Source organism: Rhodococcus sp. NPDC056743 (genome assembly GCF_042790355.1).
Lineage (GTDB): Bacteria > Actinomycetota > Actinomycetes > Mycobacteriales > Mycobacteriaceae > Rhodococcus_F.
This window is the reverse complement of sequence record NZ_JBHTZI010000002.1, coordinates 421,709-436,581: the sequence shown is the minus strand read 5'-3', so window position 1 is coordinate 436,581 and position 14,873 is coordinate 421,709. Positions and strand designations below refer to the sequence as shown.

Below are 14,873 nucleotides of genomic sequence, written 5' to 3'. Positions count from 1 at the left end.
GCCCTGCTTCAAAGAACGTATGTTCGGGTACTCCCCCGCGATGAGCCCTGCGCAGACATCGGCAAGACAAGCAGGTTCTGGTTTGGTTCTCGCAGTGTTGGCATGCGGCCAATTCCTGATGACTCTCGACAGTTCGGTCATGAACGTCTCGATGGCGACGGTGGCCGCCGACATCGGGACCACTATTACCGGCATCCAGACTGCTATTACGTTGTACACCCTGGTGATGGCGACGTTGATGATCACGGGCAGCAAGGTGGGTTCGATGATCGGCCGGCGACGGGCCTTCGGGTTGGGACTGGTTATCTACGGAGTCGGGTCGTTCACGACGGCGATCGCACCCAATCTTCCCGTGTTGCTGATCGGATGGTCGCTCTTGGAAGGGATCGGTGCGGCATTGATCATGCCGGCGATCGTGGCGCTGGTGGCAACGAACTTCGCAGCGGAAAGGCGTCCGGCGGCATATGGATTGGTGGCCGCCGCCGGCGCGATGGCAGTTGCCGTCGGGCCACTGATCGGTGGCGCTGTCACGACCTTCGCGTCGTGGCGCTATGTCTTCCTCGGCGAGGTTGTTCTCGTCGTCGCGATCTTGTTGGTGTTGCGAAAGGTTGCCGACGTCGCTCCCACCAAAGGCCACCTCGACGGTGTGGGTTCCCTGCTGTCGGTTGCGGGGCTCGGGATGATCGTGTTCGGTGTTCTGCGTTCGAGCGAGTGGGGTTGGTTGCAGGCCAAACCCCAAGGGCCTGAGGTGCTGGGGATGTCGCCGGTCGTGTGGTTGTTGCTCGGTGGACTGCTGGTTGTCTACGGCTTCCTCCGCTGGGAGACGTGGTTGGTCAACGTAGCCAAGGAACCGCTGGTCGATCCGGACATGTTGAGGAATCGGCAACTAGCGGGCGGGCTTTCGATGTTCTTCGCTCAATTCCTCGTTCAAGCGGGCGTGTTTTTTGCAGTGCCACTCTTTCTGTCGGTGGTGCTCGAACTGAGCGCACTCGAGACCGGAGTGCGAATCCTGCCGTTGTCGGCGGCACTCGTACTGGCGGCGATCGGAATTCCGAAGCTCCGGCCGACAGCGAATCCCCGACGCGTCGTCCGCGTCGGGTTGTTGTCGATGATCTTCGGCATCCTGCTGTTGGTCGCCGGGATGGATCCGGGTGCAAATGCCGCGATCGTGATGGTCCCGATGCTGTTCCTGGGTTTCGGTCTGGGCGCTCTGTCGTCACAACTCGGCGCCGTCACGGTGTCAGCGCTGCCGGACGACAAAAGTGCAGAAGTGGGTGGATTGCAAAACACCGCAACCAACCTCGGTGCGTCGTTGGGAACGGCGCTGATCGGTTCGGTACTGATCGCAACACTGACAACGTCGGCGATCGCCGGGATCGAGGACAATCCGGCTGTACCGGTATCGGTGCAGCAACAGGCCTCGACGAATATGGTGTCCGGGGTTCCGTTCATCTCGACCACCCAACTTCAAGATTCCTTGGCGCAGGCCGGTGTGGACGAACAGACGTCCGCTGCGATTGTCGACGTCAACTCCGAGGCCAGACTCGAAGCTCTGCGCGTCGCCTTTGCGGTCGCGGCGTTCCTTGCCGTCGCGGCACTGTTCGCTACGGGTCGGATTCCGCGGACACCGGTCGGCTCCGATGATCGAACGAGTGGAATCCCTGCCTCTGGCTGATGGGGTGCCAGTCCTTCCGGTCGAGAAGTCGAGATCGTCGCGAACTGGACGCACAGTCGGCTAACGTCTAGCGAAGAAACAATCGAAAAGTCTGGAAAACTCTACTCAACCGGCAACTCGATCGGTATGGCGACAAAGGAGGAACCCGATGCCCGGACATCAGCGTCCGGTTCTGATCTGTCACGGTCTCAGGCCACCTGAATGTTGAGGGCGGCCGGACAAACAGGTCGACAGACCACGCTTCCCGAATCCGAGCGCAGCGATTTCTTTCGCCGCCAGGTAGACGAGGCCGTGGCGGTCGCACCGTTGGCGAACTTTGCCATCATGGCCGGCATCAGTTCGGTTCTGGTGTTTGTGATTCCCCCGGAGCAGTACCTGATTCGCTGGATCGGCGTGGTGGCGATTCTTCTTGTATTCCTGAACTCGGCCCACGCGTGGTTCTCCCTGCGCCAAAGGCGAGCGCAACGATCTGTTCGCCGGGATTACATCGGTCTGATGCTCGAGGTCGTGGTTATCGGAGTCCTCGACGTCGTCCTGTTCGCGCTGCTGTTTTCCGAGACCGCAAACGACGACGTGATTCTCATCGCGACAATGGCCGGACTCATGGGCGCCGGAACCATCAATTTCTACACCCTTCGCTCAGCCAGTTTGACTTGGATATATATCCATGGCGTCGGGTTACTCATTGTCTTTCTGTCGCATACGAAGCCGTACCTCCCGGTCTTGACGCTTCAGCTGGTGATCTACACCTTGGCTCTCACGATCGGTGCGTTGTATCTGTCGGCGTCATTCAAGCGGAGGTGGCTCGCCGAGATGCAAGCCGAATCGGAACGTCAGACTGTGGCCTTGCTGCTCGACGGATTCGAGGGTGGATCGCGGGATTGGCTGTGGGAAGTCGACGCTGCGGGGCGGTTCACCCACACGTCCCCCCGGTTCGCCGCGGTAACAGGGTTGGCGGTCAGCGAGTTGCAGAACAAGACATTCGGTCAGATGCTCGACCAACTTGCTATTACCTCCACCGTGGAGGGCCGAAAGGCAGTCGGCCTACTGGTCGACAAGTTGGAACGGCGGGTGTCCTTCGGTGACCTGGTGGTATCAGTCCGAGTCGACGGTGTTTGCCGTTGGTGGTCGCTCTCCGCGAAGCCACGAATCCGTGAGGACGGCAAAATGCTCGGGTGGCGCGGCGTCGGTTCCGATATCACCGAGTGGTACCTCCGCGAGCAGGAAATGTTGCGGCAGGCCGAGACGGATGCTCTGACGGGACTTCCCAACCGGCGAGCATTCGGACAAGCGCTCGAACAGGCAATTTCCGGCCGTGATCACGGCCAGGTGCATGTCGCGATCCTCGACCTCGACAACTTCAAATCCGTCAACGACACGCTCGGACATCCGGTGGGAGACGGGTTGCTGCTTGCGGTCACCGAGCGACTGTGCGCCGTCGTAGATTCGGATGTGTGCGCGCGCATGGGTGGCGACGAGTTCGGATTCATCGTCCGTCTGCCTGCCGGCCAGAACGAGTGGGGCGGATTCGAACGGTATCTCGACGTCCTGCACGAGCCGTTTTATGTCGACGGCAACCGGATCGAAGTGCGCGCAACCATAGGCTTCGCGACAATTCCGGATGACTCTGCCGACGTCGACGAATTGGTCATGCTCGCCGATCTTGCTCTGTACGAAGCCAAGTCGACGGGACGCAACCGGGTGGGCCGGTTCTCTCCTGCTCTGCGAGCGCGGGCATCCGAACGTGCCACCGCCCAACAGGAACTCGAGCATGGAATCGCAGCCGACCAATTCGAACTCCACTATCAGCCTCAGGTGGACGCGGTGACCGGTCAGGTGGTGGCGTTCGAGGCCTTGATCCGGTGGAATCATCCTGTGCGAGGCCTTCTCGGACCACGCCAGTTCATCGGAGTGGCTGAAGAAACCGGGATGATCATTCCGCTCGGGGCCCGAGCCCTGGCACTTGCCTGTACGGCTGCCGCGAAGTGGCCCGACGGCATCGCGGTCACCGTCAATGTCTCATCCGTTCAGTTGGTGTCGACCGGCTTTCTTGCCACCGTTGTCGATGTACTGAGAACCACCGGACTCGAACCGCATCTGTTGCAGGTCGAAATCACCGAAACCGGGGTCGTCGACGATCGGGCTGTCGCAGATCTGCATCGATTGCGCGAGCTCGGAGTCACCGTCGCACTGGATGATTTCGGTACCGGGTACTCGTCTTTTGCGACTTTGCAGCGGCTGCCGATCGACGTCCTCAAGATCGACCGTGTGTTTATCGTCGACTGCGCCGATCAACCGATGGCGGTGGTGCAATCGGTAGTCGAACTTGCCGGAACATTAGGGATGAAGTCGTTGGCTGAAGGCGTAGAAACGCCGGTGCAATTGCGGCGCGTTCAAGCTGCGGGTTGCCAGCTTATTCAGGGCTTTCACATCAGTAGGCCTCTGAATACGGAGGACGTGGAAGAATATCTTGCCGCGACAAAGACCGAATCAGGACGTCATATTCATCCGTTCGTCAGATTTCCGTAGATCGCAAACCGTTACCACCGGCGGCCTTTGCTTGATACATCATCGAATCCGCGACATTCGACGCAACAGATATAGCGGATGATCCACCGGTCCAGGCCTTCGACCCGGCCGACATGATCACCGCCCCGACGCTCACCGTGGTCGGGACAAGATCGGAGTGATCCGAAACTGCGGAAGTGATGCCGTCGATCACCTCGAATATTTTTTCGGAAGTCCCTGAAATGACAGCCAGATACTCTTCGCCGCCGACCCGCCCTACGACGCCCTGATTTCCCACATGCGTTTTCAGTCGGTCGGCAGTGCGAATGATCACTCGGTCGCCCTCGGAATGTCCGTGAACATCGTTGACCATCTTGAATTTGTCGATGTCGACGACGATGAACGCCAGGCATTTTTCCTGCGCACGGGCCGAATCGAACAAGTCGATGACGGCTGCCTCGAGTCCGCGGCGGTTGAACAGTCCGGTTAAAGGGTCACGATCGGAATCGCGGGCATCGCGGTACAAAGTTCGCCACGTCAGATGCGAAAAGATCGGTACGACGGTCACAGCGCCGAAAAGAACTGTGGCTCGCGCCGCGATGGTCGTGGGGTCGACGGTTCCTTGTTGAAACGCGAGCACGAGGATGAGGGTGGTAATCGACGTTGCAAAGATTACGTGCGCAATGAGCCATCTCGCACTGACGAACAACGTTGCGAAGGTGCCGCTTATCGCAAAGATAATGCACCCGAACAACCCCGCGTCGCGGTCGGGGACAAGAACAATTGCCGAAGCTATTCCGAGGTCGGCGAATATACCGAATGCGAGCAGTCCGCGTCTGCCCGGAAACGGAAGCGTGAACCAACACGTCATGACGATGAGGGAACCGATCACCATGCTCGCCGACAGCAATTTTCCAACGGAGGTCGTCGGTGTATCAGGTCCGATCAATTTGAAGAATGCGCTGGAACCGAGCGTGACAGTCATGACCCCGAGCAACACGCGGAAGATCGGCGCGATAGCGCGGCTCGATCTTAGGTGGCTTATCCATTCGTAGTCGTGCGGTTCGTTGAACCACTCCCGGAGGGTGCGCCACGAGGTGCTCCTCTTGCGCACACGTTCCGAACTGGACATGTGGTTCATTCTTGCATTCGAGTACGGGAAGGCATGGCAATCACTCCCAGTGCACAGTTTTCGTTCAGATATTGGTGGTTCGGAAGCCGTTTCCGCCCGCCGCCTTGGCTTGATACATCATCGAGTCGGCGACATTCGACCCAACCGAGATCGCAGATGTTCCGCCAGTCCAGGCTTTCGACTCGGTTGGCATGATCGCCACTCCGACACTCACTGTGGTGCGTATCTGATCCGGGTGGTCGGAGATTGACTGAACAATGCCTTCGGTCAAAGTAGTGATCAAGTCGGCCGGACCCGATATGACCGCGAGATACTCCTCGCCGCCGACCCGGCCGATGACTGCGCGCTGGCCGAGGTGAGCACTGAGTCGGTTCGCAGTTCTCCTGATTACCAGATCGCCTTCGGCGTGACCGTACGCGTCATTGACCGCCTTGAACTTGTCGATATCGACAACGATGAAAGCGAGGCACCACGCATTGTCGCGGGCCTGATCGAAAAGATCCGAAACCGCCGCGTCGAGCCCGCGGCGGTTGAGCAAACCGGTAAGAGGATCTTGATCCGATTCGCGGGCATCGCGGTACATCATGCGCCACGTCAGGTGTGAGAAAACCGGAAGCAGTGTTACCGCAGCGAAGAGGACCAATGCACGGGCCAGGAGTGTGCTGTGGTCGACGGTTCCTTCGGTGAACGCGAGAACAAAAACGACGATGCTGACTCCGGTGGCCCAGGCTACGTGGCTCAGAAGCCATTTTGCGCTGACAAACAAGGTTGCGTAGGTGCCGCTCACAGCAAAGGTGATGCACCCGAATGTGGCCGAATCGCGATCAGTCACCATGAGAACCGCCCCGGCTAGACCGATGTCGGCAAAAATTGCAAAGGCGATGAGACCGCGCCGCCCTGGAAACGGTCGGGTGAACCAATATCCAGCGATGACAAAACAACTGACGACTACGATCGCCCCAAGGTATTTACCGAATGTTGTCGGCGGCGCGTCGGGGCCGACGAGTTTCACGAGCGCGGTAAGGCCGAAGATTATCGACATGATGCCGAGCAAGGCGCGGCAGAGAGGCTGGATCGCGCGGCTGGAGCGGTGAAGTTTCATCCACTCGTAGTCATGCTCTTCGCGGAACCACTTACTGAGCAAATCCCATGAGTTACCCCCTGTCGGTAGATGAACAGGGGTACGCATGACACCTATTTTGGCATTGAAATCGAGCGAAGAAAAACTAACATTCGCCAGGTTGATTTGTTCGGAGAGTCACGGGGATCAAGTACATGAACATTCTGGTGAAACTGACTTTGTGCATGTTTTGGTGAAAACCGAAATAGGTCGCGGCGTTGAAACTTTACAGTTTCCCGGCGATCGGCTGACCCGACCGCGTGGCGGCCGCACCGGCCACCGTCGCGGCACCCACAGTGATCATCGCGCTCAAGAGAATCGCCGCCGGTTCGCCATCGCCGAGCACGCCGAGTTGTGAGCCCACCGTTACCGCGGCAACGGGAACTCCGAGCTGCGCGGCAGACAGGATGCCGAGCGGAAGCGGCAAACACATGATGCGAATCAGCGCATGTACAACGAGCGTCGCCATACCCAAGGTCACGCCGAGCCAGATGGACGACGGATGGCTGACGAGATCCCGAAGATTGACGGATGCGCCGAGCCACACGAAGAACAGCGGCGCGAAAAAGCCATCCGTGACGGCAAACAGCTGCTTCGCGAGGCGTCGAGGCTCGCCGATCGCGGCAAGGACCAAACCGAAAGCAAAGCCTGCGAGCATGACCGACACGTGAGTACTCGTTGCCAGCGCCGCCAGGGAGAACAGGATCACCAGATTGATCCGCAATTCGAGAGCGAACTTCCGCTTCTCGGAGAACTTGTGGAGTCGTCGCCACGCCCCGGAGCGGTGCAACGACCGGAGCACGAAATAAAGCACGATCGCAGCGGCGATGACGGCGAGTGCGCCTAGTCCTGCACGTACCGCGTTCCCCGGGTCGATCACGAGCGGCACCGCCACGATGCACGCCATGTCGGCGAGGGCAATCTGTGCCGTCATTTGCAGAACGGACGTTCCGCCGAGCCCGAGCGAATCGACGATCGGAAGAATAAGTGCCGCCGACGAAGACGCGATGAGCACCGCATACAGAGCGGCGTGACCGGTATCGAAAACCGTTGCCACCGCGTATCCCGCGATAGCAGCCAGAACTCCGACCAGCACTGCGCGCACCGCGCCCTTGCCCATCGCCGACCGAACCGCGGGATCACGAACCGGGACATGCGAACCTGCCACCAACATCGTCAAGGCAAATCCGATGTCGGCCATGAACGTGAAGGTGCGGTCGGTCGCGTCGAGCAATCCGAATCCGGTGATCCCGAGAACGACACCCGCCGCCAACTCGCCCACGACGACCGGGATTCGCCAACCTTCGCGCGCCGCCAGCAACGGCCCGAGGAGTCCGGCGAACGCAACCAAAGCGAGTACGTCGAATGTCATCGATGTTCTCCTTGCCGTTTGGTGCCTGCGCCCAGGGGTAATCATCGCATTGGGGGATGACGGGGGGATTCGACCAGGAGGCGGTACCCATGAGAAGGATCGTCGCCGCAATCGCGGCGTTGTTCCTGTCGATGTTCGCTCTCACAGCGTGTTCTGACTACAGCAAGTCCGCGACGGGTGGCGAGACTGCCACTTTCGATATTTCGGTGGCGGCGGTTCCGGTGATGGAGAATTCGAACGCGGAGTCACAGATCATCATCAACGGCTTCGAATTCATGACTCCGGATTCCGTATCGCCCGGTGAGGTTGTCGCGATCCGTAACAACGGAAGTGCGCAGCACTCGGTGACTTCGGACATGACCGGTAAGTTCAATCGCACCGTCCCGGCGGGAGAAGTCGGATCATTCACCGCGCCGACTCAGGCAGGCAATTACACCTTTCATTGCATGTATCACCCCAGCATGCACGGGACGTTGAAAGTGAAGTGAGATCAGGAGGGTTGGGGCCCTCCTCATTTCGAGCGAAAGGTATCTTGGTCGCCTTAGACGTCGAACGGTACTTTCGCTCAGTTGGGGAGTCGTCTCTTGCCGTGAATAACCGGCCCGGAAACAGTTCCGGGTGTACGGTATGCGGGTGCGCCGGAGACTGGTAATCAGTATCGTCACGCTAATGGTTTGCGCCTTCGGCTTCGCGCCGCCCGCGCTCGCAGACAGTGCGTATTCGTCACAGCTACTGTACTTTTCGGTTCGCGTCGGCCTCGACCAGTCAACGCAATGCACGGTAGTCGGCGAACTGACCATCCCCGACGGCGTCAGTGCCGGCAATCGGGCGCCGGCGATCCTGACCACCAATGGGTTTGGCGGATCGTACAAAGATCAGATACCGATGGTGCAGTTTCTCGCCGAGAACGGTTACGTGGGTCTGACGTATTCAGGCTTGGGATTCGGCGGCACCACATGCAAGGTCACCCTCGACGCTCCCGCGTACGACGGCATCGCCGCGTCGCAGTTGGTCAGCTTCCTCGGCGGCGGCGAGGGCATTGCTTTCACCGATCCTGATCTGACGCAACCTTTTCCGGCTCTGAACGTCGTGGCGCAGGACTTCGTGGACCACAATGGCGCGCCGTCGATCAACGATCCCCGCGTGGGTATGTCGGGTGGTTCGTATGGCGGGGGCATTCAATTTGCCGCTGCCGGTGTCGATCCACGCATCGACACGATCATTCCCATGATCACGTGGAACGATCTGTCGTATTCGTTGGCGCCCAACAGTACCGGCATAGTTTCCGGCGTATCGACGGTAGAACCGGGCGCGGCCAAGGTGCTGTTCGCGTCGTTGCTGTTCGGTGTGGGCGTCACGAATCCCGGCATCGACGGGTATGTTGCCGACCCCGCGCGGTTGGAGGGGTGCCCGAACTATGTGCCATACATGTGCAATGCCATTGCGCAGGCGGTGGTTACCGGTGACGTGGGTCCGAAGATTGTCGCAGACTTGCGGGCGTCTTCGGTGGTGTCCTACGTCGATCGGATCAAGATTCCGGTGTTGCTCGCGCAGGGGCAGCAGGACACTCTGTTCGATTTGAACGAGGCGACGGCTACCTATGAAGCGCTGAAAAACCGTGGTGTGGATGTGAAGATGATCTGGCACTCGTGGGGTCACAGTCACTTGGCTGCTGCCCCGGGCGAATTCAGCTTCAGTGCTCCTGACGCGGAAGCTCAGTACGAAACAGGCCGATTCCTCGACTGGTTCGATCACTACCTTCGGGACGAGGACACCGACACCGGACCGGAATTTGCATACTTCCGTAATTGGGTCGACTACGACGGAAATGCGGCGCCGGCCTATGCGACGTCGACTACCGTGGACGTCGGTAGCAACCGAGCCTTCCATCTGTCCGCGGATGGCGCCCTGCTGCCCGGCGATGTGCCGCCGGTACCCGGAGTGAACACCATTGTCACCGCTCCGGCCGGGCTTCCGACTGGCATCGAACCGCTCAATATCGCTCCGGCAGGAAATATTCCGAACGTGCAGATCCCCGGAACCGAGGCCCTGTGGACCTCGGCTCCGATGACCGACACTATGGACGTTGTCGGTTCACCGACTGTGACGCTGCAGGTTGCCGCGCCCGGCCAACCGGTTGTGTTTGCCAAGGTGTACGACGTGGCGCCCGACGGAAGTTCGACGTTGATCAACGGCCTGATCGCGCCGATCAGGATCAGCGATCCTTCGCAACCGGTACCGGTGACGATGCCTGCGATAGTTCATCGTTTCGAGCCCGGTCATGCTGTGCGACTAGCGATCACCGGGGGAGACATCAGCTTCCGCGGCGGTTTGGCCGGGGTGCCGGTAACGATCTTTGCTGACATCTCCGGTCCGCTGCTACTCCCGGTGGTCGGCTGATTGGTCGTCCCTTCAGATATTCGCCCAGCTATCCGGTCCGAAGACCTCGTAGTGGATATTCTGCGCCGGGACATCGCGCGCTATCAACGATTCGCGCATCGACAGCATGAACGGCATCGGGCCGCAGAGGAATGCCTGCGTGTTCGGCTCGAGTTCGATCTCGCGCAGATCGGCACGTCCTTCATGAACAGTGCCGAGGGGTGTCAGTGAGCCGAGGTCTTCGTACCAACGGTGCAGTGTTGCGGCCGGGATCTGGCCGACCAGCGCGCTGAGTTCGGCTCGATGAGCGTGATCTGCAATCGAGCGATCTGCGTGGATGACCGACACCGAGCGTTGAGCGCCGGTATCCACGAGATGATTGAGCATGCCGATCATCGGCGTGCATCCGATTCCGGCAGACGCGAGCAGGAGCGGTGAATCGTCATTCGGCATCATCAGATCGCCAAACGGTGTGGTTACCGACAGTGTGGAACCCTCGAACGCGTTGTTGTAGAGGAAGTTTGATACTTCGCCCTCGGGCGTGCCCGAAATTCTCTTCACACTGATGCGCCAGTCGGCGCTACTCGGCACGGAACAGAGGCTGTACTGGCGGATCTGCCGAGCGCCGTCGGGAAGTGCTACACCGACTGAAAGGTATTGTCCAGGAGCGAATGTGGGGAGAACGCTGCCGTCAAGTGAAGTGACGGTGAGTGACACGGTATCGGCGGACTGCAGTACCCGTTCGGTGATTCGAACCGTCCGCCAGACGTCTCCGGGTTCGACTCCGGCGAGTTGATAGAGCCCACGTTCCATGGTGATCAACGTTTCCGCCATCAGCCAGTAAACCTCGTCCCAGGCCTGCGCAACATCGGGAGTGACTGCATCACCGAGTATTTCGACGATAGCGGTAAAGAGGTGCTCGTGAACAATTGCGTACTGGTCTGGGGTTATTCCCAGCGACGCATGCTTGTGGGCGATACGGGAGAGGATGAGATCGACCTTGGCGCTGTCGGGTTCGAGTTGGAGTGCCGCGAAGGCTGCGATCGCGCCGGCGAGCGCTTTCTGCTGTTCACCCTGCTTCTGATTGCCGCGGTTGAACAGATCGCGCTCGAGTTCGGGGTGGGCCTCGAACATTCTGCGGTAGAACAGGGTTGTGATATCGCCGATGGCGGCGCCGACCACGGGGAGGGTGGCGCGAATGACCTCGGTTGACTGTGAGGAAAGCATGAGATGCTCCGTTCGGTCGAAAATTGAAGTTGTTCAGCCTGCTTCGTCGCTCCGGGTGGTGAGGCGAAGCAGGACAGTCTTGGACGGTTGGCGTGTCACGTCTTCGATCGTGACTCCGTCGAGTGAGGCAAAAAATGCTTCTTGCGCGTCGTGAAGTGCACTCCGCAGGAGGCATCCGCCGCGCAGAGGGCACGGCTTGTCGCCTTCGCAGTCGACTACCTCTCCAGGTCCTTCGAGGCGTCTGGCAAGCCAGCCGATGGTAGCGGTCCGACCGAGCTCGGTAATGGAGAGACCGCCGCCGCGCCCGCGTTTGGTGTTGACTATGCCTAGTTCGCCGAGCCGCGTGACCACTTTGGTTGCGTGGGCATACGACACGTTGAGCTGCTCCGCAATTGCCCGAGTGCTGGGGGAGGCGTCGGCGTCGAGTACGGCCAGCCGCATGACGACGCGCAATCCCAGGTCGGTGAACTGCGTCAGTTGCATGACCTGAATCTACATAATTCGCATCTGAGATGACTATTTATGTGAGGGGGATCTCGAGGAGCGAACCTACCTCTCGTCGCATCTGAGGCGATGAGAGGTACGTTCGCTCAGAGGCGGGCGGCCGCACCGCCCGGATCCACGTTGAGGAAATGCGGCGGCGGCCAGGCCCGCGCTGCAAAAGCCCCGCGGATGGACTCGGCGACGGAGGTGGACTCCCCGGCCGGTATCAGCGCGATAGCTGATCCCCCGAATCCGCCGCCGGTCATGCGGGCACCCACCGCGCCGCCGAGTCGGGCGGCGGTGACTGCGACGTCGAGTTCTGCACACGAGACCTCGAAATCGTCTCGCAGTGAGGCGTGAGAGCCGTCGAACAATGAACCGATTTTGTCGAACCTTTTGTTGCGTAACAGTTCTGCAGCCAGCGCCGTTCGATTGATTTCCGTGACCACATGTCGTGCCCGCGCCCGGAGTATCGGATCACTCAGAGTTTCAGCCTGCTCCGCAGTGGCCTCTCGTAGGGTGGTGATTCCGAGAGCAGTTGCTGCGTCGACGCATTGGGTGCGGCGCAGTCCGTACTGTCCGTCCGCGAGAGAGTGCTTCACACCCGTGTCGATGACCATGAGTTCGAACCCGGCCTCGCGGAGGCGGAAGGGAATGTGTTCGACAGTTCCGTCGCAGCAGTCGACCAACAGAGCCGTCGACGGCCTGGCGAAGAGGGCAACGGTTTGATCCATACCACCGGTCGGTGCGCCAACACCCTCGTTTTCGGCGCGGATGCAGACTGCCGCCAGCTGATCCCTGGTGAAGATCGAGCCGTGAAGATCATTGACCGCCAGTGCAACTGAACACGTCAGAGCCGCTGAACTCGACAAGCCTGCTCCTACCGGGACAGAAGAGTCGACTACCAGGTCGAGGCCACCGACGGTCATGCCTTCCCGCGCGAGTGACCACAGGACAGCCGTAGGATAGGCGGCCCAGTCCTCTCCGATCTCTTCGACGGTTCCCAGGTATGTCTCGTCGGACTGCCGGCTGTGTATGCGGACGGTCTGGTCGTCGCGCAGGGCAATCGCTACCAGCGTCCGTTGCTCGAGCGCGACGGGTAAACACAAACCGCTGTTGTAGTCGGTGTGTTCGCCGATCAGGTTGACGCGACCAGGGGCAGACCATACTCCGGCGGCCTGATATCCGTACGTGTTCTGGAACTGCTGGAGTACAGAATCTTTCGATACCGGGCTCATCGCGCCAGCTCACGAAGGCGCGTTGCCACTGCTTCCGGCACCGTGTCGCTGATCCAGGCGCCCATCGCCGATTCGGAGCCGGCGAGGTACTTGAGTTTGCCGGGCGCACGCAGGGTCGAGAACAGCTGCAGGTGCAACCGGCCGAGAAGCCGATCGATTCGAATCGGAGCCTGGTGCCACGCTGCGATGTACGGCACGTGGTCGACTCCCGGATAGAAGCCGTCGATACGCCGAAGTAGGTCCTGGTAGACATGCGCAAGTTCTTCGCGCTCTTCGGTGTTCAGTGAGGGAAGGTCAGGGATGTCGCGATGCGGTGCCAGATGAACCTCGATGGGCCACCGTGCGGCAGTGGGGACGTAGGCACTCCAATGCTCTCCAGAGTAGACCACTCGGGCTCCGTCCTGCCGTTCGAAGGCGAGGACATCCGCGAGGAGTGAGCGTCCGGTGCTCTGAAAGTGCTTGTCCGCCTGACGGAGCATTGCCAGGGTGCGCGGTGTGACGTAGGGGTAGGCGTAGATCTGGCCGTGGGGATGCGAGAGAGTCACGCCGATCTCTTCTCCGCGGTTCTCGAAGCAGAATACCTGTTCCACGGATGGGTCCGCTGACAACTCCTCCGTCCGCGAGATCCACGCGCCGACGATAGTGCGCAAGCGTTCGGGAGGCAGTTCGCCCACCGATGTCGTGTGATTGCTCGAGAAGCACATCACCTCACAGTGGCCGGCTGCAGCCCGATCATCAGGACCGAAACGGTTGGCGGGCAATAATTCGCCTCGTTCGGGTGCAAAACTGGGAAACCGATTTTCGAACACTGCGACGTCGTAGTTCGTCTCGGGTATCTCCGTGGGCGCGCCGGATCGAGTGGTCGGGCAGAGCGGGCACTGCGCGGCGGTGGGCAGGTGTGTTCGCGTCATGCGATGCGACGCCATCGTGATCCACTCGCCGGTCAGCACGTCGTACCGCATCTGCGATTCAATTGTGGCGGAGTGGATTTCGCGTAGGTCGCGGGCGGTCCGCGGGCGGGTGGTGCCTGCGTCGTCGAAGTAGAAGATACGTCGGCCGTCGGCGAGCGTACGACGCGTCGGACCGGTCCCTGGTGTCATGCGTCGACTTCCCATTCCAGAACACCTTTGCTCACAACGGGTTTCCACACGCCGATGGTGTCGCCCGTTTCGAGTGCGGTGGCGTGGGCAGCCAACATGACCGAGATGGACGCCCAGATCGGTCCGCCGTTGTCAGTACCGTCCGACGCGTATTCGGTGACGCAATGGTGCAGGGCGCCGCCGCGGGTGTCCACGAAATAGTGGTAGTCGTCCAGTCCGGCAAAGGGAATGAACGTCGGAATGAACATGCTTGCAGCGGTGCCCGCGTCGTCGTGATCGCGTCGATCCATCTCGTCTGCTGGATAGAGGTCGGGATTCTCGTAGATCGTGTCGTCCCAGGTTTCGAGGAGGGTGAGTCGAACCTCCGTCGCGACGTCGATGGGGTACAAGAACTTGTCGGGAAGCACGCTTCCGAGAAAGAGCCCGGTCCTGTCGTCGTGAGTCAGGCTGCCGTTCTGGACTCGATAGAGGTCACGAAGATCCTGGGGCCACGAGACACCCGTCGACGCTGCGAACTCGTCGATGATGCTGTCGCTGAGCCCAGGATGAAACGCGGCAGCCGTCACCGGCGCGTGTGTGCGGCACCAGGTGGTGATCCGGCCCCATTCGTTTGCAACGCTCATGGGCTTTACGATACGT

General features: G+C 60.2%; 12 protein-coding genes. 4 read left to right on the top strand and 8 right to left on the bottom strand.

Annotated elements, in window-relative coordinates:
• The first annotated feature begins 40 nt into the window (after window positions 1-40).
• Entirely contained in the window at window positions 41-1,675 is a 1,635-nt protein-coding gene (locus ACFRFQ_RS06635) for an MFS transporter (protein ID WP_378654650.1), read from the top strand.
• Between the two features lie 291 nt (window positions 1,676-1,966).
• Window positions 1,967-4,204, top strand: coding sequence for a putative bifunctional diguanylate cyclase/phosphodiesterase (locus tag ACFRFQ_RS06630; RefSeq protein WP_378654647.1), 2,238 nt, complete (start codon window positions 1,967-1,969; stop codon window positions 4,202-4,204).
• Here the strand turns inward: ACFRFQ_RS06630 and ACFRFQ_RS06625 are convergent.
• The 3 genes from ACFRFQ_RS06625 to ACFRFQ_RS06615 form a co-directional block, all read right to left on the bottom strand.
• Window positions 4,191-5,315, bottom strand: a complete 1,125-nt coding sequence (locus ACFRFQ_RS06625; RefSeq protein WP_378654645.1) for a GGDEF domain-containing protein — start codon at window positions 5,313-5,315, stop codon at window positions 4,191-4,193. The genes ACFRFQ_RS06630 and ACFRFQ_RS06625 overlap by 14 nt on opposite strands.
• A gap of 64 nt (window positions 5,316-5,379) precedes the next feature.
• The gene (locus tag ACFRFQ_RS06620; protein WP_378654642.1) at window positions 5,380-6,504 is read right to left on the bottom strand and encodes a diguanylate cyclase; all 1,125 of its coding nucleotides are present in this window, start codon (window positions 6,502-6,504) and stop codon (window positions 5,380-5,382) included.
• Between the two features lie 157 nt (window positions 6,505-6,661).
• Window positions 6,662-7,807, bottom strand: coding sequence for a cation:proton antiporter (locus ACFRFQ_RS06615; RefSeq protein ID WP_378654640.1), 1,146 nt, complete (start codon window positions 7,805-7,807; stop codon window positions 6,662-6,664).
• An 89-nt stretch (window positions 7,808-7,896) separates the two neighbouring features.
• Here ACFRFQ_RS06615 and ACFRFQ_RS06610 point away from each other — a divergent pair, with 89 nt between their 5' ends.
• Together ACFRFQ_RS06610 and ACFRFQ_RS06605 are read left to right on the top strand one after the other, a co-directional pair.
• Window positions 7,897-8,295, top strand: coding sequence for a cupredoxin domain-containing protein (locus ACFRFQ_RS06610; protein ID WP_378654637.1), 399 nt, complete (start codon window positions 7,897-7,899; stop codon window positions 8,293-8,295).
• A gap of 181 nt (window positions 8,296-8,476) precedes the next feature.
• Window positions 8,477-10,207: a CocE/NonD family hydrolase gene (locus ACFRFQ_RS06605; RefSeq protein WP_378654634.1), complete on the top strand. Its 1,731-nt coding sequence runs from the start codon at window positions 8,477-8,479 to the stop codon at window positions 10,205-10,207.
• 12 nt (window positions 10,208-10,219) lie between these two features.
• Here ACFRFQ_RS06605 and ACFRFQ_RS06600 read toward each other — a convergent pair whose 3' ends face one another.
• The 5 genes from ACFRFQ_RS06600 to ACFRFQ_RS06580 form a co-directional block, all read right to left on the bottom strand.
• Complete coding sequence (locus ACFRFQ_RS06600; RefSeq protein WP_378654631.1) at window positions 10,220-11,413, bottom strand: globin domain-containing protein; 1,194 nt, start codon at window positions 11,411-11,413, stop codon at window positions 10,220-10,222.
• A gap of 33 nt (window positions 11,414-11,446) precedes the next feature.
• Window positions 11,447-11,896 (bottom strand): RrF2 family transcriptional regulator, encoded by a 450-nt coding sequence (locus ACFRFQ_RS06595; protein WP_378654628.1) that lies wholly within the window; start codon window positions 11,894-11,896, stop codon window positions 11,447-11,449.
• A gap of 107 nt (window positions 11,897-12,003) precedes the next feature.
• The gene (gene galK / locus ACFRFQ_RS06590; RefSeq protein ID WP_378654625.1) at window positions 12,004-13,134 is read right to left on the bottom strand and encodes a galactokinase; all 1,131 of its coding nucleotides are present in this window, start codon (window positions 13,132-13,134) and stop codon (window positions 12,004-12,006) included.
• A complete protein-coding gene (gene galT, locus ACFRFQ_RS06585; protein WP_378655082.1) occupies window positions 13,131-14,234 on the bottom strand; it encodes a galactose-1-phosphate uridylyltransferase in 1,104 nt (367 codons plus the stop codon). The genes galK and galT overlap by 4 nt, the downstream gene beginning before the upstream one ends.
• Entirely contained in the window at window positions 14,231-14,857 is a 627-nt protein-coding gene (locus ACFRFQ_RS06580) for an SMI1/KNR4 family protein (RefSeq protein ID WP_378654622.1), read from the bottom strand. The genes galT and ACFRFQ_RS06580 overlap by 4 nt, the downstream gene beginning before the upstream one ends.
• Between the last annotated feature and the right edge of the window lie 16 nt (window positions 14,858-14,873).

Bases quoted from the DNA above. Each gene is read 5' to 3' on its own strand.
- ACFRFQ_RS06625 (WP_378654645.1), bottom strand. From the start codon at position 5,315: ATGTCCAGTTCGGAACGTGTGCGCAAGAGGAGCACCTCGTGGCGCACC.
- ACFRFQ_RS06595 (WP_378654628.1), bottom strand. From the start codon at position 11,896: ATGCAACTGACGCAGTTCACCGACCTGGGATTGCGCGTCGTCATGCGG.
- ACFRFQ_RS06605 (WP_378654634.1), top strand. From the start codon at position 8,477: ATGGTTTGCGCCTTCGGCTTCGCGCCGCCCGCGCTCGCAGACAGTGCG.
- ACFRFQ_RS06610 (WP_378654637.1), top strand. From the start codon at position 7,897: ATGAGAAGGATCGTCGCCGCAATCGCGGCGTTGTTCCTGTCGATGTTC.
- galK (WP_378654625.1), bottom strand. From the start codon at position 13,134: ATGAGCCCGGTATCGAAAGATTCTGTACTCCAGCAGTTCCAGAACACG.
- ACFRFQ_RS06620 (WP_378654642.1), bottom strand. From the start codon at position 6,504: ATGCGTACCCCTGTTCATCTACCGACAGGGGGTAACTCATGGGATTTG.
- ACFRFQ_RS06580 (WP_378654622.1), bottom strand. From the start codon at position 14,857: ATGAGCGTTGCAAACGAATGGGGCCGGATCACCACCTGGTGCCGCACA.
- ACFRFQ_RS06615 (WP_378654640.1), bottom strand. From the start codon at position 7,807: ATGACATTCGACGTACTCGCTTTGGTTGCGTTCGCCGGACTCCTCGGG.
- galT (WP_378655082.1), bottom strand. From the start codon at position 14,234: ATGACACCAGGGACCGGTCCGACGCGTCGTACGCTCGCCGACGGCCGA.
- ACFRFQ_RS06635 (WP_378654650.1), top strand. From the start codon at position 41: ATGAGCCCTGCGCAGACATCGGCAAGACAAGCAGGTTCTGGTTTGGTT.
- ACFRFQ_RS06600 (WP_378654631.1), bottom strand. From the start codon at position 11,413: ATGCTTTCCTCACAGTCAACCGAGGTCATTCGCGCCACCCTCCCCGTG.